General features: G+C 63.9%; 23 protein-coding genes. 10 read left to right on the plus strand and 13 right to left on the minus strand.

The genetic code is table 11. The annotated features are described in order from the left end of the window. Nucleotides 1–3 precede the first annotated feature (3 nt). Nucleotides 4–852 carry a formyltetrahydrofolate deformylase gene (gene purU, locus KI243_RS24705; RefSeq protein WP_042934597.1) on the minus strand — a complete coding sequence of 283 codons (849 nt, stop codon included), beginning with the start codon at nt 850–852 and terminating at the stop codon, nt 4–6. Nucleotides 853–1,201: 349 nt separating this feature from the next. Here purU and mvaT point away from each other — a divergent pair, with 349 nt between their 5' ends. Then, on the plus strand, nt 1,202–1,579 hold the full coding sequence (gene mvaT / locus KI243_RS24710; RefSeq protein ID WP_017124310.1) for a histone-like nucleoid-structuring protein MvaT: 378 nt from the start codon (nt 1,202–1,204) through the stop codon (nt 1,577–1,579). 90 nt (nt 1,580–1,669) lie between these two features. Here the strand turns inward: mvaT and sbcB are convergent, their stop codons facing one another. Further along, on the minus strand, nt 1,670–3,106 hold the full coding sequence (gene sbcB, locus KI243_RS24715) for an exodeoxyribonuclease I (RefSeq protein ID WP_212810009.1): 1,437 nt from the start codon (nt 3,104–3,106) through the stop codon (nt 1,670–1,672). A gap of 162 nt (nt 3,107–3,268) precedes the next feature. Here sbcB and KI243_RS24720 point away from each other — a divergent pair, with 162 nt between their 5' ends. The 6 genes from KI243_RS24720 to KI243_RS24745 are packed head-to-tail and all read left to right on the plus strand — an operon-like array spanning nt 3,269 to nt 10,005. Beyond that, on the plus strand, nt 3,269–3,994 hold the full coding sequence (locus KI243_RS24720) for an RDD family protein (protein WP_212810010.1): 726 nt from the start codon (nt 3,269–3,271) through the stop codon (nt 3,992–3,994). Beyond that, nucleotides 3,991–4,971, plus strand: coding sequence for a stage II sporulation protein M (locus KI243_RS24725; protein WP_177088203.1), 981 nt, complete (start codon nt 3,991–3,993; stop codon nt 4,969–4,971). The genes KI243_RS24720 and KI243_RS24725 overlap by 4 nt, the downstream gene beginning before the upstream one ends. Then, nucleotides 4,958–6,487, plus strand: a complete 1,530-nt coding sequence (locus KI243_RS24730; RefSeq protein WP_212810011.1) for a DUF4129 domain-containing protein — start codon at nt 4,958–4,960, stop codon at nt 6,485–6,487. Before KI243_RS24725 ends, KI243_RS24730 begins: the two co-directional genes overlap by 14 nt. Further along, nucleotides 6,484–7,647, plus strand: coding sequence for a DUF4350 domain-containing protein (locus KI243_RS24735; protein WP_212810012.1), 1,164 nt, complete (start codon nt 6,484–6,486; stop codon nt 7,645–7,647). The genes KI243_RS24730 and KI243_RS24735 overlap by 4 nt, the downstream gene beginning before the upstream one ends. Then, nucleotides 7,644–8,660: a MoxR family ATPase gene (locus KI243_RS24740; protein ID WP_177088197.1), complete on the plus strand. Its 1,017-nt coding sequence runs from the start codon at nt 7,644–7,646 to the stop codon at nt 8,658–8,660. Before KI243_RS24735 ends, KI243_RS24740 begins: the two co-directional genes overlap by 4 nt. Nucleotides 8,661–8,673: 13 nt before the next feature. Beyond that, complete coding sequence (locus KI243_RS24745) at nt 8,674–10,005, plus strand: DUF58 domain-containing protein (RefSeq protein WP_017124322.1); 1,332 nt, start codon at nt 8,674–8,676, stop codon at nt 10,003–10,005. 18 nt (nt 10,006–10,023) lie between these two features. Here the strand turns inward: KI243_RS24745 and KI243_RS24750 are convergent, their stop codons facing one another. Together KI243_RS24750 and KI243_RS24755 are read right to left on the minus strand one after the other, a co-directional pair. Further along, the gene (locus KI243_RS24750; protein WP_017124323.1) at nt 10,024–10,383 is read right to left on the minus strand and encodes a PilZ domain-containing protein; all 360 of its coding nucleotides are present in this window, start codon (nt 10,381–10,383) and stop codon (nt 10,024–10,026) included. A 227-nt stretch (nt 10,384–10,610) separates the two neighbouring features. After that, nucleotides 10,611–10,985 (minus strand): hypothetical protein, encoded by a 375-nt coding sequence (locus KI243_RS24755; RefSeq protein WP_042934583.1) that lies wholly within the window; start codon nt 10,983–10,985, stop codon nt 10,611–10,613. A 172-nt stretch (nt 10,986–11,157) separates the two neighbouring features. Between KI243_RS24755 and pyk the strand changes: the two genes are divergently transcribed. Then, nucleotides 11,158–12,609, plus strand: coding sequence for a pyruvate kinase (gene pyk, locus KI243_RS24760; protein WP_017124326.1), 1,452 nt, complete (start codon nt 11,158–11,160; stop codon nt 12,607–12,609). Nucleotides 12,610–12,701: 92 nt separating this feature from the next. Here pyk and KI243_RS24765 read toward each other — a convergent pair whose 3' ends face one another. From KI243_RS24765 to KI243_RS24775, 3 genes are read right to left on the minus strand one after another with little or no spacing between them, the layout of a single operon-like run. Continuing rightward, on the minus strand, nt 12,702–13,451 hold the full coding sequence (locus KI243_RS24765) for an enoyl-CoA hydratase-related protein (RefSeq protein WP_212810013.1): 750 nt from the start codon (nt 13,449–13,451) through the stop codon (nt 12,702–12,704). 45 nt (nt 13,452–13,496) lie between these two features. Continuing rightward, nucleotides 13,497–14,435 carry an iron-sulfur-binding ferredoxin reductase gene (locus KI243_RS24770; protein WP_177109382.1) on the minus strand — a complete coding sequence of 313 codons (939 nt, stop codon included), beginning with the start codon at nt 14,433–14,435 and terminating at the stop codon, nt 13,497–13,499. Beyond that, entirely contained in the window at nt 14,428–15,534 is a 1,107-nt protein-coding gene (locus KI243_RS24775; RefSeq protein WP_177088234.1) for a GGDEF domain-containing protein, read from the minus strand. Before KI243_RS24775 ends, KI243_RS24770 begins: the two co-directional genes overlap by 8 nt. Before the next feature lie 335 nt (nt 15,535–15,869). Between KI243_RS24775 and KI243_RS24780 the strand changes: the two genes are divergently transcribed. Beyond that, nucleotides 15,870–17,393, plus strand: a complete 1,524-nt coding sequence (locus tag KI243_RS24780; RefSeq protein WP_017124330.1) for a fumarate hydratase — start codon at nt 15,870–15,872, stop codon at nt 17,391–17,393. 427 nt (nt 17,394–17,820) lie between these two features. Here KI243_RS24780 and KI243_RS24785 read toward each other — a convergent pair whose 3' ends face one another. Both KI243_RS24785 and KI243_RS24790 read right to left on the minus strand, forming a co-directional pair. After that, nucleotides 17,821–18,303 carry a transposase gene (locus tag KI243_RS24785; protein WP_042934585.1) on the minus strand — a complete coding sequence of 161 codons (483 nt, stop codon included), beginning with the start codon at nt 18,301–18,303 and terminating at the stop codon, nt 17,821–17,823. A gap of 873 nt (nt 18,304–19,176) precedes the next feature. Continuing rightward, the gene (locus tag KI243_RS24790; protein WP_177088188.1) at nt 19,177–20,103 is read right to left on the minus strand and encodes a LysR family transcriptional regulator; all 927 of its coding nucleotides are present in this window, start codon (nt 20,101–20,103) and stop codon (nt 19,177–19,179) included. A 77-nt stretch (nt 20,104–20,180) separates the two neighbouring features. On the opposite strand from KI243_RS24790, the gene KI243_RS24795 reads away from it, so the two are divergent. Beyond that, complete coding sequence (locus tag KI243_RS24795) at nt 20,181–20,699, plus strand: DMT family transporter (RefSeq protein ID WP_017126576.1); 519 nt, start codon at nt 20,181–20,183, stop codon at nt 20,697–20,699. Here KI243_RS24795 and KI243_RS24800 read toward each other — a convergent pair. The 4 genes from KI243_RS24800 to KI243_RS24815 form a co-directional block, all read right to left on the minus strand. Continuing rightward, nucleotides 20,687–22,027, minus strand: coding sequence for an MFS transporter (locus KI243_RS24800; RefSeq protein WP_017126577.1), 1,341 nt, complete (start codon nt 22,025–22,027; stop codon nt 20,687–20,689). The genes KI243_RS24795 and KI243_RS24800 overlap by 13 nt on opposite strands. 78 nt (nt 22,028–22,105) lie before the next feature. Next, the gene (locus KI243_RS24805; protein WP_177119339.1) at nt 22,106–23,047 is read right to left on the minus strand and encodes a hydroxymethylglutaryl-CoA lyase; all 942 of its coding nucleotides are present in this window, start codon (nt 23,045–23,047) and stop codon (nt 22,106–22,108) included. Beyond that, nucleotides 23,044–24,237 carry a CaiB/BaiF CoA-transferase family protein gene (locus tag KI243_RS24810; RefSeq protein WP_177119338.1) on the minus strand — a complete coding sequence of 398 codons (1,194 nt, stop codon included), beginning with the start codon at nt 24,235–24,237 and terminating at the stop codon, nt 23,044–23,046. The genes KI243_RS24805 and KI243_RS24810 overlap by 4 nt, the downstream gene beginning before the upstream one ends. Before the next feature lie 119 nt (nt 24,238–24,356). Next, nucleotides 24,357–25,265, minus strand: coding sequence for a LysR family transcriptional regulator (locus tag KI243_RS24815; RefSeq protein WP_212810014.1), 909 nt, complete (start codon nt 25,263–25,265; stop codon nt 24,357–24,359). Nucleotides 25,266–25,299 lie beyond the last annotated feature (34 nt).

The following is a 25,299-nucleotide window of genomic DNA, read 5'->3' on the forward strand; positions in this document are numbered from 1 at the left end:
CGGTCAGAACACCACGGTCTTGTTGCCGTGCACCAGCACACGGTCTTCCAGGTGATAGCGCAGGCCACGGGCCAGCACCATCTTCTCGACATCGCGGCCGAAACGCACCATGTCCTCGATGCTATCACTGTGGCTCACACGTACCACATCCTGTTCGATGATCGGGCCGGCATCCAGCTCTTCGGTCACGTAGTGGCAAGTCGCACCGATCAGCTTCACCCCACGCAGGGATGCCTGGTGATAGGGCTTGGCGCCCACGAACGAAGGCAGGAAGCTGTGGTGGATATTGATCACCTTGTGCGCGTACTCGCTGCACAGTTCCGGCGGCAGGATCTGCATGTAGCGCGCCAGTACCACCACATCGGCATCGTGATGCTTGACCAGGCGCGACACCTCGGCGAAGGCCGGTTCCTTATCCTGTGGATTCACCGGCACATGGTAATAAGGAATACCGTGCCACTCGACCATGCTGCGCAAGTCGTTGTGGTTGGAAATCACGCAGGCGATCTCGCAATCGAGCTCATCGCTGTGCCAGCGGTGCAGCAGGTCGGCCAGGCAATGGGATTCGCGGCTGGCCATCAGGACCACGCGCTTCTTCTGCTCGGTGTCGGTGATGCGCCAGGTCATGGAGAACTCTTCGGCGATCGGGGCAAATGCCTCGCGGAAAGCATCCAGGCCAAACGGCAGGCTGTCGGCACGGATCTCGTGACGCATGAAGAACCAGCCACTGAGGTTGTCGGAGTGATGGCTCGCTTCGGTGATCCAACCGTTGTAAGACGCCAGAAAGTTACTGACTTTGGCAACGATGCCAACGCGGTCGGGGCAAGCGATCACCAGCCGGAAAGTGCGCATGAGGGGGAAACTCCAGAACTTCGCAAAGGCGGCCATTCTAGCGAGTGCGCGGCAAAACTGCAGTATTCCTTGCAATGCGCGCTGCAACAGGCGGCCCGCGGGCCCGGACAGCAGGACAAGGCTCGCGACATCAACTGAAGCAGCCGGCAGTTTCCATAGTTCAACGGCCCACTCGTGGGACTATTCTCAAGCGTCGCGGGCAGAACATCTAACAGGCACACATCGCGCGCCTGCAAAGTTCAAAAATTAAATGCAACAAACATTCGCTTAATTGTTTACTTGGGCAAACTGTCTGACTACTATTGCGACACTGCACCCTGTCACACACGACTCACATAAGGTAGTCCTCATGTCCCTGATCAACAAATATCGCGCCACAGAAGTAGCTATCAAAGAACTGCAAGCTCAGATGGCAGCGATGGAAAAAGACGGCGCCCTGAAAAAAGAAATGGAATTCGAAAAAGAACTGCGCGCCCTGCTGGCCAAGCACGCCAAATCGCTGCGCGACTGCCAGGTGATCCTGGACCCTCAGTCCAAAGAAAAAGCCCCACGTGGCGGCGCGGTAAAAACTACCGGTACCAAGCGTGCGCGCAAGGTCAAGCAATACAAAAACCCGCACAACGGTGAAGTCATCGAAACCAAAGGTGGCAACCACAAGACTCTGAAAGAGTGGAAAGCCAAGTGGGGCGGTGACGTGGTTGAAGGCTGGGCCACTCTGCTGGGCTAAGCGAAATACCCGTCGCGGCGCTGTTTGCGCTGCAGAAAAAACGCCAGCTTGCTGGCGTTTTTTATTACCTCGATTTAATCCGCCGCCCGCTCAATCCAGCGGAATGTTAAAACGAGTGCACAAAGAGAGTGCATGGCGCTGCCATTCACCGAGCACTTGTGCCTGCTCAGGCGTGGCATTGGTCAAACAGCTCGTAAGCGCTTCGCTAAATCCCGCCAGGGTATTTGGCGCGCCCCAGCTCGATTCACTCAAGCGTTGCCGACAGAATGTCTGCCAACGCTGTTGCTCTTCTTCGCCCAAGGTATCGGGAAAGTTACGTGCGCGATAACGGAATAATAATTCCGGCAAGCGCTCATCATCGAAAGGCCATTGCTCCCGTGTCAATTGCTCCGGCCCCGCGTTGCGCACTTGTTCACATAAGCGGCGGTCCCGATCGCCAAAAAAACCATCGTATAACTGCTGCTCCGGGTCTTGGCTGGGGGTGAAATCTTCTGCCGCATAAATCGCCTGGACTTTCTCCCGCCAAACTTCCTGTGTGTCATTAAGCCGCAGGCGACGGGCCTCATAGAGCGCCATGTCGAGTTGCAGGCGCTGCTGGTCTTCTCCCCGTAAAACCGCCATCGGCGCCACGACCGGACAGCGATTGACGTGAATCAACTTGAGCGGCACCGGCAATTGCCCATCCACCATGTCTTCACGACGGGTATACAGATGCTGGCGCAGCGATTCGGCATCCAGGTCCAGCAGCGGCTGCGGATCCTGATGCAAGTCGCAGACAATCAGCGCATTGCGATTGCGCGGATGCCAGGCCAGTGGCAGGACCACTCCCAGGTAGCTGCGGGCCGCGGAAAAACGTCCGGAGATATGCACCATCGGTTGCAACAGGCGAATCTGATCCAGCACCCGCTGCTTGCTGCGCAACTGGAAGAGCCAGTCATACAGCTTCGGCTGCTTTTCCCGGATCAGCCGCGCCAGGGCGATGGTCGCGCGGACATCGGACAAGGCCTCGTGGGCATGGCCATGATCGATGCCGTTGGCGGCCGTCAGTCGCTCCAGCCTCAAGCTCACCCGCCCGTCCTCCTCCGGCCAGACAATGCCCTGGGGACGTAGTGCATAGGCGGCACGCACTACGTCGATCAGATCCCAGCGGCTGTTGCCGCCCTGCCATTCCCGCGCGTAGGGATCGAAGAAGTTCCGGTACAGGCTGTAGCGCGTCACCTCGTCATCGAAGCGCAGGGTGTTGTAGCCGGCGCCGCAGGTTCCCGGTTGCGCCAGCTGGGCGTGCACCCGGGTCATGAAATCGGCTTCCGCCAGCCCCTGGCTGGCCAGTTGCGAGGGGGTGATGCCGGTAATCATGCAGGCCGCCGGATGCGGCAGGATATCCTCGCTGGGCTGGCAGTAGAGATTGACCGGTTCGTCGATCTCGTTGAGCTCGGCATCGGTACGGATGCCCGCCACCTGCAAGGCGCGGTCGCAGCGCGGATTGATCCCGGTGGTTTCGTAGTCGTACCAGAAGATAGTGGTCACGGCTTGTTCCTGAACAGAAGACCGGGGCAGTCTAGGCGCTCGATAGCCCTCGGGGCCAGTCGCCCGGCACAACTTATATATACAGCCGATTGCAGAGTTCGGTTGCTTAGCCCGGCAGCGCTGGCTAGGATCGGCCGACAAGTCCCTACCGACATGGCAGCCATGCCGCCGACTTCAAGCCCGACAAGGAATGCACCGCTGCAAACGCCACTGGATACCCGTTACCAGGTCGAGACCCCGGAAGGTATCGACCTGACCCTGCGCCCGGCCGGCCTGCCGGTGCGGGCGGTCGCGTTCGCCATCGACCTCGGTGTACGCGGCGTGATCCTGGGCGCCCTGCTCTCGGTGCTGACCCTGCTGGACAAGTTCGGTGCCGGCCTCGGCTCGATCATCCTGTTCCTGGTCAGCTGGTGGTACATGGTGCTGTTCGAAGTGCTCAACCAGGGCCGCTCGCCCGGTAAACAGCTGATGGGCCTGCGGGTGGTACACGATGACGGCACGCCGGTCGGCTGGTCCGCCTCGCTGACCCGCAACCTCCTGCGTTTCGTCGACATGTTGCCGTTCGGCTATTGCCTGGGCGCCCTCAGTTGCCTGCAGCATCCGACCTTCAAGCGCCTGGGTGACCTGGCCGGCGGCACGCTGGTGATCTACCGCGAACAACCGTTGTCGCGCCCGACTCTGCCCGAAGCGGTGCCGAGAACGCCGGTGTTCGCCCTGCGCCTGAACGAGCAACGGGCCCTGTTGAGTTTCGCCGAGCGCCAGGGCGAACTGTCCGCCGAGCGCGTCAACGAACTGGCCGGCCTCCTCGCCCCGGCGCTGCGGGTCCCGCCCTCCCTGGCCGTGACCGAGCTGAACGGCATCGCCCGTGGCCTGCTGGGGCCGACATGAAACAGAGCCTCTTCGAAAGCCGTCATCAGCCCGAGTGGCAACATTTCAGTCATCTGCTCGAACAACTGGAACGCGGCAAGGCCAAGGCCGATACCTCGACGCAATTCCCCGCTGCCTACCGACGCCTGTGCCATCAACTCGCGCTGGCCCAGGAGCGCGGCTACAGCAGTCACCTGGTGGATCCGTTGCAACAGCTGGCCCTGCGCGGACACCAGCAGCTTTACCGACATCGCAGTCGCCTGGGCGCCCAGTTGCTGGGATTCATCCTCGCCGACTTCCCCCGCCTGGTACGCCGGCAATGGCCCTTTGTCCTGGCCGCCGGCCTGCTGTTCTTCGCCAGCCTGCTGCTGATCGGCGTGCTGGTCTACCTGTTCCCGGACCTGATCTACAGCATCGTCAGCCCGCAACAGGTCGCCGACATGCAGAACATGTACGATCCCGCCGCCAGCCGGCTGGGACGCACCGCTGCACGCGCCTCCAGCGAGGACTGGGCGATGTTCGGCTACTACATCATGAACAACATCGGCATTGCCTTCCAGACCTTTGCCGGCGGCTTGCTGTTCGGCCTGGGCAGCCTGTTCTTCCTGCTGTTCAACGGCCTGACCATCGGTGCGGTCGCCGGCCACCTGACCCAGATCGGCTTCGGCCAGACCTTCTGGTCCTTTGTCATCGCCCATGGCGCTTTTGAACTGACCGCCATCGCCCTGGCCGGTGCCGCCGGGCTGCAACTGGGCTGGTCACTGGTAGCACCAGGACGCCTGAGCCGCGGCGAAGCCCTGCGCCTGGCGGCGAAAAGCAGCATCCAGATGATCGCCGGGGTGATCCTGTTCCTGCTGATTGCCGCGTTTATCGAAGCCTACTGGTCCTCGCGGACCCAGCCGACGCTGCTGATCAAGTACCTGGTGGGTGCCGGCGCATGGTTGCTGGTAGCGGCCTACCTGCTGTTTGCCGGACGGAGTCGTCATGCGCCTGACTGACGCCAGCGTCACCATCCGTCCACGCAGCAGCTGGGAAGCCATGGACCTCGGTATCCTGCTGGCCAGGCAACACCGTGGCTTGCTGACGACCAGCTGGGCCATCGTCACCCTCCCGGTCTTTGCCCTGTTGAGCCTGCTGCTGTGGGAACATCCGTCGATCGCCCTGCTGCTGTTCTGGTGGCTGAAGCCAGCCTTTGAACGCCTGCCGCTGCATATCCTGTCCAGGGCCCTGTTCGGCGATACCCCGGACCTGAAACAGGCCCTGAAAGCCTGGCCGCGCCTGCTCAGGCCACAACTGCTGGCGAGCCTGACCTGGCGCCGGCTGAGCCTGAGCCGCAGCTTCACCCTGCCAGTGCAACAGCTCGAAGGCCTGGGCGGGCAGGCCCGGCAACAGCGCCTGCGCGTCCTGCTGCCACGGGCCAACCGGGGGGCGCGCTGGCTGACACTGATCGGCGTGCACCTGGAGTCGGTGCTGTGGATCGGCTGCATGGCGTTGTTCTACCTGCTGCTGCCGCGACAGATAGAGCTCGACTGGAACTGGCAGAAACTGGTGTTCGCCGCCCAGCACGGCTGGCTGTGGCTGGAACACCTGACCAACCTGTTCTATGTGCTGGTGCTGATTGTCTGGGAACCGATCTATATCGCCTGCGGCTTCAGTCTCTATCTCAATCGACGCACCGTGCTGGAAGCCTGGGACATCGAGCTGATCTTCCGTCAATTGCGCCAGCGCCTGGCACCGATGCTTGCCGGTCTGATGGTCGCGGGTCTGTTGCTGGTATCACTGCCCGCGCCGGTGATGGCCGCCGCGCCACCCGCTCCGGACAGCCCGCGTCTGCTGCAACAACCGCTGACCAGCCAGGCGGCCCACGACTCGATCAGGGCGCAACTGGACGCGGCACCGTTCAAGAACCGGGAAACCATCACCCGCTGGCGTCTGGGAGATCCCTCCGCGAAGAACGAAAAGGCCACGCCCGGCTGGCTGCAGCGACTGCTGGGCGGCCTCGACAGCCGCACGTTCGACGGCCTCGCCGATGGCCTGGCGGTACTGCTCTGGGCCAGCATTTTCGGCTTGATCGCCTGGCTGGCCTGGCGCTATCGGGACTGGTTGCAGGCCTTTGTCAGCCGGCGTCCGGCTCCGCCGGCAAAACCGCGCCCCGGTGCGCCGGCGCAACTGTTCGGGCTCGACCTGACTACCGAGAGCCTGCCCGAGGATATCGCCGGCCGCGCCGAAGCCCTCTGGTCCAGCCAGCCCCGCGAGGCCATGAGCCTGCTCTATCGCGGCTTGCTGAGTCGCCTGCTCCACGACTTCCAGGTGCCCCTGAAAAATGCCGATACCGAGGGCCAGGTCCTGGAGCGGGTCGCGCATCTGCGGCAACCGGACCTCCAGGCCTTCAGCCAGAAACTCACCCGCCACTGGCAGAACCTCGCCTATGGCCATCGCGCGCCCTCGCCTGAACTGCAAGAGGAGCTGTGCAACGGCTGGCGCCAGCTGTTCGGTCCGGGAGCCCGTTCGTGAATCGTCGCCGGACACTGCTCGGGGCCTTGCTGGTCGGCGGCCTGCTGCTCGGCCTGGGCCTGTACCTGTATCACAAGGCGGTGCCCTACCCCGTGGTCATCGACCATGGGCCGTCCCCCGAAGCCCGCGCCTATCCCTATCTCGCGGCGGAAAACTTCCTGCGCCAGCAAGGCCTTGACGTCCACCACGCCAACGACCTGCGGATCCTCCCGGACCTGGACCCGCGTCACCACAGCCTGATGCTGCTGGGCGAGCGCTCGAACATGAGCCCGCGCCAGGCCGACCAGTTGCTCAACTGGGCCCGGGCCGGCGGCCGCCTGCTGTTCGTCGCCGAAGCCCTCTGGGACCCGCGACAAGGCCGCAGTAGCGACCTGCTGCTGGATCGCGTGCAACTGCGCCAGTCCCTGAGCAAGGACCTCAAGGGCGACGGCCCCGAACCCGAGGACAAGTACTACCCGCAACTGACCCGGATGTACCTGGAGGACGAGGACGCCCCGGCCTACTTCAGTTTCGACACCGCCTTCCACCTGTCCGACCCGCAGAACCTGGCGCAATCCTGGGCCAGCAGCGCCACTTCCACGCACCTGATGCAAATGAGCTACGGCCTCGGCACGATCACGGTGCTGACCGACGCCGACCTCTGGACCAACGCCGCCATCGGTCGCTACGACAACGCCTGGCTGCTCTGGTACCTGAGCCAGGACAGCGACGTCACACTGCTGTTCAACACCGACCATGACAGCCTGTTCAGCCTGCTGCTGCGCTATTTCCCCCAGGCACTGGTGGCCTTCGCCGCCCTGATCGCCCTGTGGCTATGGCATGTCGGCCTGCGCCAGGGTCCGTTACAGGCCCCGGCCTCCAAGGCCCGCCGGCAACTGCAGGAACACCTGCGGGCCAGCGCCGATTTCCTGCTCCGGCGCAGCGGCCAGGAGGCCTTGCTGCAAGCCCTGCAACAGGACATCCTGCGCCGCGCCCGCCGCCGACACCCCGGATTCGAACGGCTCGGCGTTGCCGACCAGTGGCAGGTGCTCGCGCGCCTGACCCGCCAACCCACCAGCGCCATCAGCCAGGCCTTGCGCCCACGCCCGAAACAGCGCCTTTCCAGCGCTGACTTCAGCCGTCAGGTCGCCCACCTGCAAACCCTCAGGAATGCCCTATGAGCGAACATCCAACGGAACCGGCACCGGCGGTCGACGCCGAGGCCCACGCCCTCCAGCAGCGCCATCGCGCCAGCCAGCTGGCCCAGGCGGTGCGTCATGAACTGCAAAAGGCCCTGATCGGCCAGGACGCGGTCATCGACGACGTCCTGACCGCGCTGATCGCCGGCGGCCATGTCCTGCTCGAAGGCGTGCCCGGACTCGGCAAGACTCTCCTGGTGCGGGCCCTGGCCCGTTGCTTCGGCGGCGACTTCGCGCGGATCCAGTTCACCCCCGACCTGATGCCCAGCGATGTCACCGGGCATGCCGTCTACGACCTGCAGACCGAGCAGTTCAAGTTGCGCAAGGGCCCGCTGTTCACCAACCTGCTGCTGGCCGACGAGATCAACCGCGCCCCGGCGAAAACCCAGGCCGCCCTGCTCGAAGCCATGCAGGAGCGCCAGGTCACCCTGGAGGGTCGCGCCCTGCCGATTGCCCAGCCATTCATGGTGCTGGCCACCCAGAACCCGATCGAACAGGAAGGCACCTACCCGCTGCCCGAGGCCGAGCTGGACCGCTTCATGCTCAAGCTGCGCATGGACTATCCGGAGGCCGAGCAGGAATTGAACATGGTCCGCCAGGTCACCCGCTCGACCAAGGCCGACATGCTCGACGTGCAACCGCTGCGTACCGTGCTGCAAGCCAAGGATGTGCTGGCCCTGCAGCGTATCGCCAGCGACCTGCCGCTGGACGAGCAGGTCCTCGACTACGCCGTGCGCCTGGCCCGGGCCACCCGTACCTGGCCCGGCCTGACCCTCGGCGCCGGCCCCCGAGCCTCGATTGCCCTGGTCCGCGGTGCGCGGGCACGGGCCTTGTTGCGTGGCGGCGATTTTGTCATACCGGACGACATCAAGGGTTGTGCGCTGGCCGTCCTGCGCCATCGGGTCCGTATCGCCCCGGAACTGGATATAGAAGGCCTGTCGGTCGAGCAGGTGCTCAGGCAACTGCTCGACCAGGTCCCGGCGCCGCGCCTGTGAGTCAGCCCGAACGATGAAACCCTCACGGCTGCTGCTGATCTGGCTGGGCGTACTGCTCGGGCTGGGGATCCTCCTCGGGGCGCTCAAGGCCCTGGGCGTCGGCGTCCCTGAAAGCTTCGACGCGATCGGCTGGGGCCTGTTGCTGGCGCTGTTGCTGCTGGCCGCGCTGGACGCCGCGCGCCTGCGCCGCCTGCCCTCGCCACGCCTGCAACGGCAGATGCCCGGCAGCCTGGCCCTGGGCCGCTGGGGCGAAGTGCGCATCGAGTTGCAGCACGATTACCCGGACGAACTGCAGTTGCAGGTGTTCGACCATGTTCCGGACGGCGTGGGATTCGAACACCTGCCGCAGTCCATCACCCTGCAACCGGGGGAAAAAAGCGAACTGGGTTACCGCGTACGGCCCCTGCGCCGCGGGCATTTCACCTTCGAGCGCTGCGAAATCAGCCTGCCCAGCCCGCTGGGCCTGTGGTCGCAACGGCGCTACCTGGCACTCGACGACGCCACCCGGGTCTATCCCGACTTCGCCCGGCTCTACGGTGCACGCCTGCTGGCGGTGGATAACTGGCTCAGCCAGCTCGGCGTGCGCCAGCGCCAGCGGCGTGGCCTGGGCCTGGAGTTCAACCAGCTGCGGGAATTTCGCGAAGGCGACAGCCTGCGCCAGATCGACTGGAAAGCCACCGCCCGGCAACGCACCCCGATCGCCCGGGAATACCAGGACGAACGCGACCAGCAGATCATCTTCATGCTCGACTGCGGGCGCCGCATGCGCAGCCAGGACGGCGAGCTGGCGCACTTCGACCACGCGCTCAACGCCTGCCTGCTGCTCAGCTATGTGGCCCTGCGCCAGGGCGACGCGGTCGGCCTGAGCACCTTCGCCGGCGATCAGCCGCGCTTCCTGTCACCGGTCAAGGGCCAGGGCCAGCTCAACCTGCTGCTCAACGCGGTCTACGACCTGGACAGCAGCCAGCGGCCGGCGGACTACCAGGCCGCTGCCAGCCAGGTCCTGGCCCGGCAGAAGCGCCGCGCCCTGGTGGTGCTGGTCACCAACCTGCGGGATGAAGACGACGAGGAACTGCTGACCGCGGTCAAGCGCCTGGGTCGCCAGCACCGGGTGCTGGTCGCCAGCCTGCGTGAGGAAATCCTCGACCAGTTGCGCCAGAGCCCGGTACAGACGCTGCCCGAAGCCCTCGCCTACTGCGGCACGGTCGACTACCTGAATGCCCGGGCCAACCTCCATGAGCGCCTCAACGCCCATGGGGTTCCCGTACTCGACGCGCGTCCAAGCGAACTCGGCGCCGAGCTGGTCAGCCGCTACCTCAGTTGGAAGAAAGCCGGGACCCTGTGAAACCGGAGGGCTCCCCGGCTACGCCGAAGCCTCCAACGGGTAAAAGCTGAAATAGTGCTGTAACGCATCCACCAGCTTCTGATACGCCTCGGGAGGTTCGGACAGGACAAACCCCGAGTCGTAATAGCCCGGCGTCACCTCTTCATGGGACCAGAGACAACGGGCATTCAGATCGATGAGCTGGACCGTGTCATCCGGTCCGGGGAGTTTCAATTGCAGCTGGAAGTCCGCATTCACCAATAACGGCAACTGGCTGATGAGCATCAGCCCGTCTTCGGAGACATTGCCCAGATACCCCATGGGCTTGTCGGTGAAGCGGTTGAACACCTTCAAAAAATACGGCAACTGGTGCCGCTCGATTCGACGGTCGGTAGGCATGTTCGTGATCGCTATACAAGGCCATTCAGCATGACCGCGCTAGTGCTTCGGAGCAGGGCCAGCCGGCCCGCTCTCCCTTGGCCTCGGCGCGACGGCAGCGGATCGCCCTGTCGCATGACATCTACCGAGCCATGGTTTTCAACTCGAACGAATTGATGAAACTCAAACCATACCCCCCGAACTGTAGCTGAAAGCTGGCAGAGAGCCAGTTCATATTACAGCCTTCATCATAGGGCTGCCGGCCTGGGTTGGGCCGGGACTGCGCCGTCGGCGTGCCCCAACTGACGCAAGGTATCCAGGCGAGCCTGGGCCCGGTAGGCATATTCGCTGTAGGGGAACTGGGTGATGATGAACCGATAGGTCTGCGCCGCGTCGACGAACAGTTTCTGGCGCTCCAGGCACTGACCGCGCAACATCGACACTTCCGGCTGGACGTAGGGCCGGGTGCGGCTCTCACGGTCGACCTGGGACAGTTGCAGCATCACGTCTTCACAATTGCCCCGGTCATAGGAACGGTAGGCATTGTTCAGGTGGCTGTTCATCGACCAGCGGGTGCAACCGACGACACTGGCGGCCAAGACTAAAACGAGCAAAATTCGCATGGATATCTCCTGTTCTTGGCAGTGTATCGACCCGTCGGCGAAAATCTTCAGAGTGTTCGCCAAACAACATATCCGAAAAAAACTTCTTCGCCGAAAAGTAGTGCAAATGAACAATGACTACAGCACAGGACCATAGTAGCCTCTCGTTGCGCTTGAACTCAGGAGTCTCTGCATGTCCGTTCGTCGTACTAAAATCGTCGCCACACTGGGCCCGGCCAGCAACTCGCCGGAAGTTCTGGAACAGCTGATTCTGGCTGGCCTGGACGTCGCCCGCCTGAACTTTTCCCACGGTACCCCCGACGAGCACAAGGCTCGCGCCAAGCTGGTCCGCGACCTCGCCGCCAAGCACGGGCGCTTCGTCGCGCTCCTGGGTGACCTGCAGGGCCCGAAGATCCGTATCGCCAAATTCGCCAACAAGCGTATCGAGCTGAAGATCGGTGATCAATTCACCTTCTCCACCAGCCATCCGCTGACCGAAGGCAACCAGCAGGTCGTCGGTATCGACTACCCGGACCTGGTCAAGGATTGCGGCGTGGGCGACGAGCTGCTGCTTGACGACGGTCGCGTGGTCATGCGCGTCGACACCGCTACCGACACCGAACTGCGTTGCACCGTGACCATCGGTGGCCCGCTGTCGGACCACAAGGGTATCAACCGTCGCGGTGGCGGCCTGACCGCTCCGGCCCTGACCGAAAAGGACAAGGCCGACATCAAGCTCGCCGCTGAAATGGAAGTGGACTACCTCGCGGTCTCCTTCCCGCGTGACGCCGCCGACATGGAATACGCCCGCAAGCTGCGCGACGAAGCCGGCGGCACCGCCTGGCTGGTGGCGAAGATCGAGCGCGCCGAAGCCGTGGCCGACGACGAGACCCTCGACGGCCTGATCAAGGCCAGCGACGCCGTCATGGTTGCCCGTGGCGACCTCGGCGTGGAAATCGGCGATGCCGAGCTGGTGGGCATCCAGAAGAAAATCATTCTGCATGCGCGCCGCCACAACAAGGCCGTGATCGTTGCGACCCAGATGATGGAGTCGATGATCCAGAACCCGATGCCGACCCGTGCCGAAGTGTCCGACGTCGCCAACGCCGTGCTGGACTACACCGACGCCGTCATGCTGTCGGCCGAAAGCGCCGCCGGGGCCTACCCGCTCGAAGCCGTGCAGGCCATGGCCCGCATCTGTGTCGGCGCGGAAAAGCACCCGACCAGCAAGACCTCCAGCCACCGTATCGGCAAGGTCTTCGAAAGCTGCGACCAGAGCATCGCCCTGGCCGCCATGTACACCGCCAACCACTTCCCGGGTGTCAAGGCGATCATCGCCCTGACCGAAAGCGGCTACACGCCGTTGATCATGTCGCGGATCCGTTCGTCCGTGCCGATCTACGCGTTCTCCCCGCACCGTGAAACCCAGGCTCGCGCGGCGATGTTCCGTGGCGTCTACACCGTGCCGTTCGACCCGGCTTCGCTGCCGCCTGAGCAAGTCAGCCAGGCCGCGGTGGACGAGTTGCTCAAGCGCGGCGTGGTCGAGCAAGGCGACTGGGTCATCCTGACCAAGGGTGACAGCTACCACACCATCGGTGGCACCAACGGCATGAAGATCCTGCATGTCGGCGACCCGATGGTCTGAGTGACCTGACGCTGGACCCGAAGCCTCGCCGCAGTCTTGCCGCGAGGCTTTTTAATGCCTGGAAGAACCACTACCCCGGGCGTTGCGATTGCTCAGCGCCGGGTCATGAACCCCGAAAGCGCGGCAATCGCCTCGGGCGAACGCAGGCGCTGGACAAACAGCGTGCCCTCGGCCTCCACCACCTTGCGCAGTTGCTCGCGGTCCGGGGCCTTCATCAGTTCCTTGCTGATCTGCACCGCCGCCGGTGCCAGTTGCTCGAAACGCAGTGCCGCTTCCCTGGCCCTGGCCAGTGCCTCGGCACCACTGGACAAGGCCGCCGTCGCCAGCCCCCAGGCCGCCGCCTGTTCACCGCTGAAACCTTCGCCCAGGAGCAACAGCTCGGCAGCCCTGGCATGGCCGACCAGGCGTGGCAGCAACAGGCTGGAACCGAATTCGGGGCACAGGCCCAGGTTGACGAACGGCATCCGCAGGCGCGCATCGGCGCTGACATAGACCAGGTCACAATGCAGCAGCAAGGTCGTGCCGATCCCCACCGCCGGCCCCGCCACGGCGGCAATCAGCGGCTTGCGGCAGTCGAGCAGGCTGCGCATGAAATGGAACACCGGGCTGTCGAGGTCGCTCGGCGGCTCCTCGAGGAAATCGGCGATATCGTTGCCGCTGGTAAAACATTCTTCACTGCCACGGATCAGCACCGCCCTGATCGCCGGGTCTTCGTCGGCCTGGCGCAACACCTGGCCCAACTGGCTGTACATGGCGCGGGTCAGGGCGTTCTTCTTGTCGGCACGGTTCAGGCGCAGGGTCAGCAGACCGCCTTCGCGCTCAATCACAATCGCGTCAGTCATCACGGCTCTCTTGTTGTGGGCTCTGTGTTTTTCGAAAGCGGGCGCTCAACCCCGCGGCAGGAACACATCCGCCAGCAGTTGATTACGCGGCAATCCGGCCAGGTACAGGCGCTTGGCAAAGGCTTCGACACTGGCCGGGGCACCACAGAGTAGAGCCAGGGTTTGTCGCGAGACAAGCCGCAGTTTGGCCAGAAACTCCGGCAGTTCGGCCCCGTCCAGGTATTCGACCGTGAGATTGTCATGGGCCGCGGCCAGTCCGGCCAGCTCGGCGGCCAGGTAGTGCTCATGGCGATCATGGGCCAGGTGCACCAGGCGGATCGGTCCTTCGTGGCCCTGGCGCAAGGCTTCGCGCAGTACGCCCCACAACGGTCCGAGACCGGTGCCGGCCGCCAGCAGCCAGAGCGGTCGGGCATGCCAGTCGGGATCGTAATGCAAGGCGCCGCCACGCAACTCGCCCAGGCGAATCACTTCGCCGATGCTGAAGCGCCGGGCCGCATCGACGAATTCGCCGGGCTGGCGGCAATCGAGGTGAAATTCCAGGTGGCGGTCTTCCTCGGGCAGGCTCGCCAATGAGTAGGGACGCGCGACACCCAGGGTGGTCCACAGCACCAGATGCTGGCCGGCGCGATAACGCAGCGGACGTTCCGGCAACAGCCGCAGGCGCAGGACCGTCGGGCTCGGCCAATCGAGTTCGGCGATATGGGCCGCGACCCCGTCCCGTAGCGGATCGAAGACTTCCAGGAGCAAGTCCTCCTGTACCTGGCACTGACAGGCCAGGCGCCAGCCACGCTCGCGCTGCACGGGGGTCAGGGCCTGCGGTTGCCTGTCCAGCGGTTCACCCTGCAGGCAATGCACCAGGCAGGCATGGCAACTGCCCGCCCGGCAACTGTAGGGCACCCTCACTCCGGCCTGGTTCAAGGCATCGAGCAGATTGCTGCCGATGGCCACCGACCAGGCCCGTTCACCGACCCGCAGCTCAGGCATCGCTGTATTCCCAGGCGGCGCAACAACGGTTGCGGCCGTCCCGCTTGGCGCGGTACAGCGCCTGGTCGGCACGCTGCAAGGCGTCATCGAGATCGTCGTCCTCGACCACCAGGGTCATGCCCACCGACAGGCTCAGGTTACTCACCGTCACGCCAACCAGCTCGACCTGGGTAAAGGCCAGGCGCAGTCGTTCGCAGCAGGCCGTCAGGCGCTCGGGATCGGCATTGGGCAACAGCAACACGAATTCTTCTCCACCATAACGGGCCAGCACATCGCCCTCGCGTACACAGGCGCCGGCCACGCCGGCAAAGGCCTGCAACACCTGGTCACCGGCCGCGTGCCCATGGACGTCGTTGATGCGCTTGAAGTGATCCAGGTCGATCAGCGCCAGGCCGTGCACGGTGTCCGGGTCCATCAGTTCCAGCTCGCGGGAAGCCAGGCGCAGGAAGTGCCGACGATTATACAGGCCGGTCAGCTCGTCAGTGGCGACCAGGTCCTCCAGCTGGCGCATCATTCCGCGCAGGGTGTCCTGGTGGGCCTGCAGGGCAAACCGCCGCTGGCGCATGCGTTGCCGGGAGGCCTGGACATAACTGGCATACAGGCACAGCCACACCAGCACCACGAACAGCACGCTGACCTGCAGCGCCGCCAATCCGGGATCGGGCAGCCGGAACTGATAGCCTTCCCACAGATTCAGGGCGGCAAAGCTGAAGAACACCAGCACCGCGCAACGCACGAATTTGCGGCGCGGCAGATGAAACAGGCCGAACAGCAGCACCAGCGGGTAAAACACCAGGAAGGTGCCGCGGGCGTGCTCGAGATTGGCCATCATGTAGGTCTGCCAGCCCAGTCCCAGCAATACCTGGAACTCGGTCAGGCTCGGATCGCGAAAGCGCAGGTTGCGGCCACTGAAAAACAGCCAGCCGAGTCCACCCTGGCTGGCGATCACCAGGCCGGTACTGATCAGGCCCGTGGTGACGCTGGCACGGTAGTGGTCGGTGAAAATCGCCGCCCAGACCAGCAGCAATGCCAGTACATACGTACCGGCAGCCAGGGCAAAGCGTTTGCGTAACAGACTCTGTATGGCTTTATGGGTCAATCTATGACTCACCGTGCGCTGAGGGCTCAAGGGGTTTCCTTCCCGTACAGGCCACTTGCCACTCTAGTGATCTGGATCAAAAATGACTATTCAATTTTTTACAACTAGTACAGCTTTTGCTGTACGAGCACGCAAGAACGATGCCTGCCGCCACCCGACCATGGTTTGACCACTGACGGATGTGCCCGGCAGCCGGGCGGGTTATACTGCCGCGCCTTTTTTGTGCCGGTCCTGCGTGCCCGGCCAGCCTCAAAAGATGTTTTCGACAGACCGGATGCACCCAGGTCGCAAACACCTTACTTAAATGTTCCCGTCTTTATAGAGGAGCGCGACCCATGACCGTGATCAAGCAAGACGACCTGATACAGAGCGTTGCTGACGCCCTTCAGTTCATTTCCTACTACCACCCCGTGGACTTCATCCAGGCCATGCACGAGGCCTACCTGCGGGAAGAGTCGCCGGCCGCCCGTGACTCCATGGCACAGATCCTGATCAACTCGCGCATGTGCGCCACCGGCCACCGGCCGATCTGCCAGGACACCGGGATCGTCACCGTTTTCGTCCGCGTCGGCATGGACGTGCGCTGGGATGGCGCCACCATGGGCCTGGACGACATGATCAACGAAGGCGTGCGTCGCGCTTACAACCTGCCGGAAAACGTCCTGCGCGCCTCGATCCTGGCCGACCCGGCCGGTGCCCGCAAGAACACCAAGGACAACACCCCGGCGGTCATCCACTACTCCATCGTCCCGGGCAACACCGTGGAAGTGGACGTGGCGGCCAAGGGCGGCGGTTCCGAGAACAAGTCGAAGATGGCCATGCTCAACCCGTCCGACTCGATCGTCGACTGGGTCCTCAAGACCGTACCGACCATGGGTGCCGGCTGGTGCCCACCGGGCATGCTCGGCATCGGCATCGGCGGCACCGCGGAGAAAGCCGCGGTGATGGCCAAGGAAGTGTTGATGGAATCCATCGACATCCACGAGTTGAAGAAACGTGGTCCGTCCAACCGCATCGAAGAAATGCGCCTGGAGCTGTTCGAGAAGGTCAACCAGCTGGGCATCGGTGCCCAGGGCCTGGGCGGCCTGACCACCGTGCTCGACGTGAAGATCATGGACTACCCGACCCACGCCGCTTCCCTGCCGGTGTGCATGATCCCCAACTGCGCCGCCACCCGTCACGCGCACTTCGTGCTCGATGGTTCCGGCCCGGCCTCGCTGGAAGCGCCACCGCTGGACGCCTACCCGGAAATCGTCTGGGAAGCCGGTCCGTCGGCCCGTCGCGTCAACCTCGACACCCTGACCCCGGAAGACGTGCAGAGCTGGAAGCCGGGCGAAACCGTCCTGCTCAACGGCAAGATGCTCACCGGTCGCGATGCTGCGCACAAGCGCATGGTGGAAATGCTGAACAAGGGTGAAACCTTGCCGGTGGACCTCAAGGGTCGCTTCATCTACTACGTCGGCCCGGTTGACCCGGTGCGCGAGGAAGTCGTCGGCCCAGCCGGTCCGACCACCGCCACGCGCATGGACAAGTTCACCCGGCAGATCCTCGACCAGACCGGCCTGCTGGGCATGATCGGCAAGTCCGAGCGCGGCCCGACCGCCATCGAAGCGATCAAGGACCACAAAGCCGTGTACCTGATGGCCGTGGGTGGCGCTGCCTACCTGGTGGCCCAGGCGATCAAGAAATCCAAGGTCGTCGCCTTTGCCGAACTGGGCATGGAAGCGATCTACGAGTTCGAGGTCAAGGACATGCCGGTCACGGTCGCCGTCGATGCCAAGGGCGAATCGGTGCACATCACCGGCCCGGCGATCTGGCAGAAGAAAATCAGCGACAGCCTGGCGGTAGAAGTGCAGTAACGGCTTCTGTTGCAGGAAAAGAGGCGGCCCGGTTGATCCGGGCCGCCTTTTTTATGCCCGGAAAACAGCACCGTGGCGAAATACCAGTCCTGTAGGAGCTGGCTTGCCAGCGATCAGGCCCTCAAGTCTTGCGGTGCCCATCCGGACGTCATCGCCAGCAAGCCGGCTCCCACAAAAGGGGGCATCACCACCCAATATCGCTACCACCACGATCCCTGTAGGAGCTGGCTTGCCAGCGATGAGGCCCTCAAGCCTTGCGGTGCCCACCCGGACGTCATCGCCAGCAAGCCGGCTCCCACAAAGGGGACATCACCACCCAATATCGCTACCACCGCGATCCCTGTAGGAGCTGGCTTGCCAGCGATGGGGCCCTCAAGTCTTGCGGTGCCCACCCGGACGCCCCAGCGTAGCGATGGCTGTATCAAGCTCACGTATCCTTACCATCAGCATCCTCCAGCCATACAGCATCCCATAGTGGATAATCCCCTACCTGTGTCACCAAACCAGCGCGCAACGGGTTGGCGACGATGTAGCGGGCAACTGCCAGCAAATCTTCTTCGCTGCGAATCGCACGATCATGAAAGCCTTTTTGCCAAAGCCTCCCCGAACGTCCTGAACGGGCATTGATCTCTCGTGCACTTCTCGATTTTGTCGCAAGCATCAGCTCTGGCAAGGTGCCGTTTTTCAGCTCAACCAACCAGTGGAAATGATCCGGCATAACGACCCAGGTCAGGGAGTCAGCCAAGCCTAAGCTTTGTGCCTGACGAAATTGCTGTACCAGCAACCTGCCCGTTTGCCAGTCGGCGAGAATCGGTCTGCGGTTCTCGATAACGGCGGTCAGAAGATAGATTTGTCCGGACTGTGAATAGCGCCCGGCACGCAGCCGGTTGGAGTGAGGTGGCATAGGCAATCCGTCGCCTTCCTGTAGGGGTGGGAGGTCACAGAAAAGTTAGTACGCGACCGGAAAAAATGAAAAATGACCTTGGTTCTGGATGTGTCTGTACCCCTGCCATTGTTGCGATGCGGCGGCCTGGCAACCCAACACCTACCCAGATCGTGACTGCAACGATGCTTGATGGTCATGCACAAACCTTGTGGGAGCCGGCTTGCTGGCGATGGCGTCCGGGCAGGCGCCACAAGACTCAGGGGCCTCATCGCTGGCAAGCCAGCGCCTACAAGGGCCGTGCCGGGCATAGAACCGGCGTATGACATCTCACTCTGTGGGAGCCGGCTTGTCGGCGATGGCAGACGATCAAGCGCCACAAGGCTCCAGGGCCTCATCGCTGGCAAGCCAGCTCCTACAAGGGCCGTGTCGGACACAGAACCGGCGTATGACCTCTCACCCTGTGGGAGCCGGCTTGCTGGCGATGACAGATGATCGAGCGCCACAAGGCTCAAGGGCCTCATCGCTGGCAAGCCAGCTCCTACAAGGGGCATGTCGGACACAGGACCGGCGTATGACACCTCTCCCTGTGGGAGCCGGCTTGCTGGCGATGGCGTCCGGGCAGGCGCCACAAGGCTCCAGGGCCTCATCGCTGGCAAGCCAGCTCCTACAAGGGCCGTGCCGGGCATAGAACCGGCGTATGACATCTCAATCTGTGGGAGCCGGCTTGCTGGCGATGGCGTCCGAGCAGGCGCCGCAAGACTCAAGGGCCTCATCGCTGGCAAGCCAGCTCCTACAAGGGGCATGTCGGACACAGAACCGGCGTATGACATCTCAATCTGTGGGAGCCGGCTTGCTGGCGATGGCAGACGATCAAGCGCCGCAGGACTCGCGACCCCATCACCGGCAATCCAGCGCGCCCACGGCCACCACCGCCCGCAGGCGTTCGCGCAGCCAGCCCAGCGCCTGATCGCCATCACGACGCTGGTGCCAGACAAAAATGAAATCGAACGGCGCAATCTCGAAGGGCGGCGGCACTACCACCAGCCGCTCCTGATCGATATGGCGCAAGTTGCGCGAGGCGACGGTCAGGATCAGGTCCGTGCCCGCAATCAACTGCGGCGCCACGCTCCAGTGCGGCAGGCTGAGCGCCACGCGCCGACGCTGGTGCATCGCGCTCAGGGCCCGCTCGATTTCCGCCGTGCCGCTGCCGCGCATTTCCAGCAGCACATGGGGCCGTGCCAGATAGTCGGACAGATCGAGCCCGCCCCCGGCCGACAGACTGTCCCGATCCACCAGGCAGGCATAGTGCTCGCTGAACAGATGGGCACTGCGCAACTCCGGTGAAAAGTCCGGGAACACCCCGGTGGCCGCATCGATATCGCCATTGAGCAACAGCTCCAGCATCCCCTCGCGACTGGCCTGGGTGATCTGCAGGTCAATGCCCGGCGCCTCCCGCCGCAACACCCGCACCAGCCCCGGCAACAACAGGGCGGCGCCATAGTCGGACATCGCCAGCCGGAACGTGCGTCGGGCCGACGCCGGATCAAAACCTTGCGGGGCCAGCAGGTCCTGCACCCGCCCCAGGGCATCGCGCAACGGCAACGCCAGTTCCAGCGCCCGGGCGGTCGGCACCAGGCCGCCGCCGACACGCACCAGCAAGGGATCACCGAGCAAATCGCGCAAACGGCCCAGGGCATGGCTGACCGCCGGCTGGCTCAGGTGCAGGCGCTCGGCGGCACGGGTCACGTGTTGTTCGGCGAGCAGGGCGTCGAGGATCACCAACAGGTTGAGATCGATACGACGAAGATCATTCATCCGCTGCATGCTCTTGATATTTTCTTCGAATTTAAATTTGCCCGGCGAATACCTTAGAGTCCAGCAAAACCTGTTGGAGAACGATCATGAACATCTTGAATTGGCTCGGGCTGCTGGCCCTGGCGGCGCTAGCCGGCGCGGTGGTGCCGTTCCAGAGCGCGGTCAACGCGAACCTGGGCCGGGGCCTCGGCCATCCGCTGTGGGCAACGCTGGTCTCGCTGCTGGTGAGCATGGCCGTACTGCTGCCGACGATGCTCGCCCTGCGCCTGCCATTCCCCGACCTGGAATTTGCCGCCCGGGCTCCCGCCTGGATCTGGCTCGGCGGCCTGTTCGGTGTGTGTTTCGTCGCCCTGGCGGTACTGCTGGTGCCCAGGCTGGGAACGGGCGGCTTTATCGCCCTGGCCCTCGCCGGGCAAGTGGCGGCCTCGCTGCTGCTGGATCACTTCGGCCTGTTCGGCCTGCAGGCGCGCCCTCTCGACACGCCGCGGCTGATCGGCGCGGCCCTGCTGATCGCCGGGGTGGTGACGATCCAGCTCGGCAGCGCCCCCGGCCGGCCCGTCGCCCAACTGCCCACGTCAGCGGCGGGCAATGCTCAGTCGGCCTGATGCCGGTCGAGGCTGCGCAGTTTCTGTGGCAGCCCCCACAACAGCAACCCGGCGGCGATCAGGCTGGTGACGCCGATGACGTAGAGCGCCGGCGTCGTGCTGCCGCTGAGGTCCTTGATCCGTCCGACCATGACCGGGCTGATGATGCCGCCGAACTGCCCCAGGGTATTGATCACCGCGATACCGCCCGCCGCACCGGCACCCGCGCCGGCCAGCAGCTTCGGCGGCAAGGTCCAGAAGGTCGGGATCGACGCGATGATCCCGGCTCCCAGCAGGCTCAGGGCAACGATCAGGAACACCGTGTGATCGGCGAAGATTCCCGCACAGAAGAAGCCGATCGCCCCCAGCACCACCAGCCCGCAGACAAACTTGCGGCGCTCGCCACTGGCGTCGGACAGGCGTCCCACCACCACCATGCTGATCGCCCCGCAGATATAGGGGATGGCCGTGAGCAAGCCGATCATCACCGGGCTCTGGGTGCCCGCGCTGCGAATCAGCTGCGGCGCCCAGAAGTTCAGGCCATAGGAAGCGACCTGGATCAGGAAGTAGATCAGCCCCAAGGTCAGGAAACCGGGAATGCGCAGCGCCGCCAGCAGCGAACTGCCGCCCTGGTGCGGCTCATGCTGGGCAATACGGCTCGACAGCAGGGTCTTCTCCGCCGGTGTCAGCCAGTGGGCATCGTCGATACGGTCCTTGAGCAGGGTCAGCACCAACAGGCCGAGACCGATGCAAGGCAGGCCGCCGAGCAGGAACAACCAGTGCCAGCCGCGCATCTGCAACACACCGTCGAGGTGTTCCAGCACCAGCCCGGAGAACGGCGCGCCCACCAGGCCGGCGAACGCCGAGGCGAGAAACAGCATCGAGGTGATACGTCCGCGATAGTGCTGGGGGAACCACAAGGTCAGGTAATACAGCACACCCGGGGCGAAACCGGCCTCCATCGCGCCGATGACAAAACGCAGGGCATAGAACTGCCATTCGCTGTTGACGAAGACCATCGCCGCCGTCGCCAGTCCCCAGGACATCATGATCCGGGCGATCCAGCGGCGCGCGCCGACCTTGTAGAGCATCATGTTGCTCGGCACTTCGAACAGCACATAGCCGACCACGAACAGCCCCGCTCCCAACCCGTAGGCGGTGTCGCTGAGGCTCAGGTCGGCCTGCAACTGGAACTTGGCGAAGCTGATATTGATCCGGTCGAAGAAAGCGAACAGGTAGCAGACCATGATCAGCGGCATCAGTCGCCAGGCGACCTTGCTGACCAGGGCTTTTTCGGCAGTGTGCATAACGGCGGGGCTCGCGCCCGCCTCCAGGACATTGAGGCTCATGGTATTTCTCCAGGCGGACTGCCCGTGGGTGTCCGATTGTTTTTGTTGTCTGGTGATGATTGTCTGAAGCAGGTACCGCTATGATCCGGCGCCAAAGTCCGGGAGCGGATGCAGGTCGCAATTGCGTCCGGCCTTGGCCACCTGGCCGGGCAGTTCGTGTCCGAGCAGCGCCGGCAGGCGACGGGAGATCGCCAGCAGCGCCGGCAGGTCGATCCCGGTGTCGATGCCCATCTCGTCGCACAGGTTGACCAGGTCCTCGGTACAGATATTGCCCGAGGCCCCGGGGGCGAAAGGGCAGCCGCCGAGCCCGCCGACCGCGGCGTCGAAACGCCGGGCCCCGACCTCATACGCGGCCAGCACGTTGCACAGGCCCAGGCCACGGGTATTGTGGAAATGCAGGGTCAGGGCCTTGGCCGGCAGACGGCCGAGCACACGCTTGACCAGCCGCTCGACCTGACGCGGATTGGCCATGCCGGTGGTGTCGGCCAGGGTGATGCCCTGCATGCCCATTTCCAGGTAGGTATCGACGATCCGCACCACGCGGTCTTCGTCGATGGCACCTTCGAACGGACAGCCGAAGGTGGTGGCGATGCTCGCGTTCAGCAGCACCGTCTCGCCGCGAACCCGTTCGATGACCGTCGCGAAGGCCGTCAGCGAGGCCTCGCAACTCATGCGCATATTGGCCCGGTTGTGGCTCTGGCTGGCGGACATCACCAGGTTCAGTTCATCGGCGCCGGCCGCCAGGGCCCGCTCGGCCCCTTTCAGGTTCGGCACCAATGCCACGTAGATCACGCCCGCCTGGCGACGAATGCCGCGAAAGACGGCTTCACCATCGCGCAGCGCCGGGATCGCCTTGGGCGAGACAAAGGAACCGCCTTCGATCCGCGAGAAGCCGGCCAGCGACAGTTCGTCGATCAAGGCGATCTTGTCGACGGTTTCGACCCAGCTCGGTTCGATCTGCAAACCGTCGCGGGGCGAGACTTCCTGGACCACCAGGCGTTCGGAAAAATCGCGGATCATTGCACCACCCCTTCGGCTTTCAGGCGTTCGATATCGGCCTCGATCAGGCCCAGGTCCTGGAGAATGTCATGGGTATGCTGGCCCAGGCTCGGCCCCTGCCAATTCACCACGCCCGGTGTCTCGGACAGTTTCGGCACGATGCCCGGCATTTTCACCCGGGTACCGCCAGGCAATTGCGCATCCAGCAGCATGTCGCGGGCCTGGTAATGGGGATCGGCGACGATATCGGCGACGGAATAGATCCGCCCGGCCGGCACCTCGGCGTCCTGCAGGGCCAGCAGTACATCGTCGATCGGCAGGCTGCTGGTCCAGTGGGTGATCGCCGCGTCCAGCAACCCGCTCTGTGCCGCCCGGCCATCGTTGTGGGCGAACTGCGGCGCCTCGGCCAGGTCGGGGCGGCCGATCACGTTCATCAGGCGCTTGTAGATCGGGTCGCTGTTGCCGGCGATCACTACATAGGCGCCATCAGCGGTCAGGTAGGTATTGGACGGAGCGATGCCGGGCAAGGCTCCCCCCGTACGCTCACGGACATGGCCGAGCAGGTCGTATTCCGGCACCAGGCTTTCCATGACATTGAACACGCTTTCGGCCAGGGAGACATCGACCACCTGCCCTTCACCCTGGCCGGTCTTGACCCGCAACAGCGACATCAGCGCGCCGATGACACCGTGCAACGAGGCCAGGGAATCGCCGAGACTGACCCCGACCCGCGCCGGTGGCGAACCGGGCGTGCCGGTGGTGTAGCGGATCCCGCCCATGGCTTCGCCGATGGCGCCGAATCCGGGACGGTCGCGATAGGGGCCGGTCTGGCCATAGCCGGAAATGCGCACCAGGGTCAGCCCGGGATTGAGGGCGTGGAGCACGTCCCAACCGAGGCCGAGTTTCTCCAGGGCGCCGGGGCGCAGGTTTTCGATCAGCACGTCGGCATCGGTCGCCAGTTGCTTGACCAGTTCGATGCCTTGCGCCGACTTGAGATTCAGCGCCAGGGATTTCTTGTTCCGCGATTGCAGGTACCACCAGAGCGAGGTGCCTTCGTGGAGCTTTCGCCACTTGCGAAGCGGATCGCCCTGGCCGATGGATTCGATCTTGATCACCTCGGCGCCGAACTCGCCGAGCATGCGCGCCGCGAAAGGCGCCGCAATCAGCGTGCCGATCTCGATCACCTTGATTCCGCTCAGGGGAGCAGTCATCACCGGTACCTCACTTTCTTGGAATTTGCAGCCAAGGCTAGTGGAGCACGGGGTGTTGAATCCAACCTTCACTCGGCAAGCTTCGTTCGCGAAACGCGAAAGCTCGGGAGCAGGAACGTTCAGTCCGGCGCTTTCAGGTGCTCGAACAACAAACGGCTCACCGGCGACAACGCCGTCTCATCCCGGGCCACCAGGATCAGGCTGCGCGTGGACCATTCGTCGTTGAGCGGCACGGCGTGCAAGCCCAGGGCCCGACCGAACAGCTCATAGGCCTTCAGCGGCAGGATGCCGATGCCCATGTTCGCCTGGACCATCCGGCACATGGCATCGAAGCCCGGCACATGGATCCGCAGACGCAGCACCTTGCCCGCCGCGCGGGCCGCCGCATGGGTGCGCATATTGATCGAACTGGCCGAATGCAGGCCGACGTGATCGCTGTCCAGCGTCTCGGCGAACGCCAGTTCCTCGCGGCCCGCCAGCGGATGATCGGGCAGCATCAGCACCACCAGCCGGTCGTGCCGGTAGAGCACGCTGGGCAGGCCGCGCACATCGGTGTCGCAGGAACAGACGCCGAGATCGGCCACGCCGTCGAGCACGCCTTGCACCACGCCATTGCTGGGGCGCTCTTCGAGATCGACCTTCACTTGCGGATGGCGCGCGGAGAAGTCCCGCAGGTCTTCCGGCAGGAACTGGATGATCGCCGAAAGATTGGCCAGCATGCGCACATAACCGCGTACACCCTGGGTGTGCTCACCCAGTTCCAGGCCCATTTTCTCGACGTTGAACAACATCTGCCGGGCGTGATGCAACAGGGTTTCCCCGGCCGGCGTCAGCGCCATGCCCTTGGCCTGGCGCACGAACAGACCGACACCCAGCGCCTCTTCCAGCTCCATCAGGCGCTTGCTCGCCGCCGACACGGCGATGGCCTCGCGAGCTGCCGCGCGGGTCAGGGTGCCTTCTTCGTGCACGGCGACGAACAGTTGCAGGGTGATCAGGTCCAGGCGGCGGATCAGGCTTTTTTGCAGCATGGCAGACTCGGCGGCGGCTCAATCGAAGTGCCGA

The sequence above is a fragment of the Pseudomonas sp. Ost2 genome (assembly GCF_018326065.1).
Lineage (GTDB): Bacteria > Pseudomonadota > Gammaproteobacteria > Pseudomonadales > Pseudomonadaceae > Aquipseudomonas > Aquipseudomonas gingeri.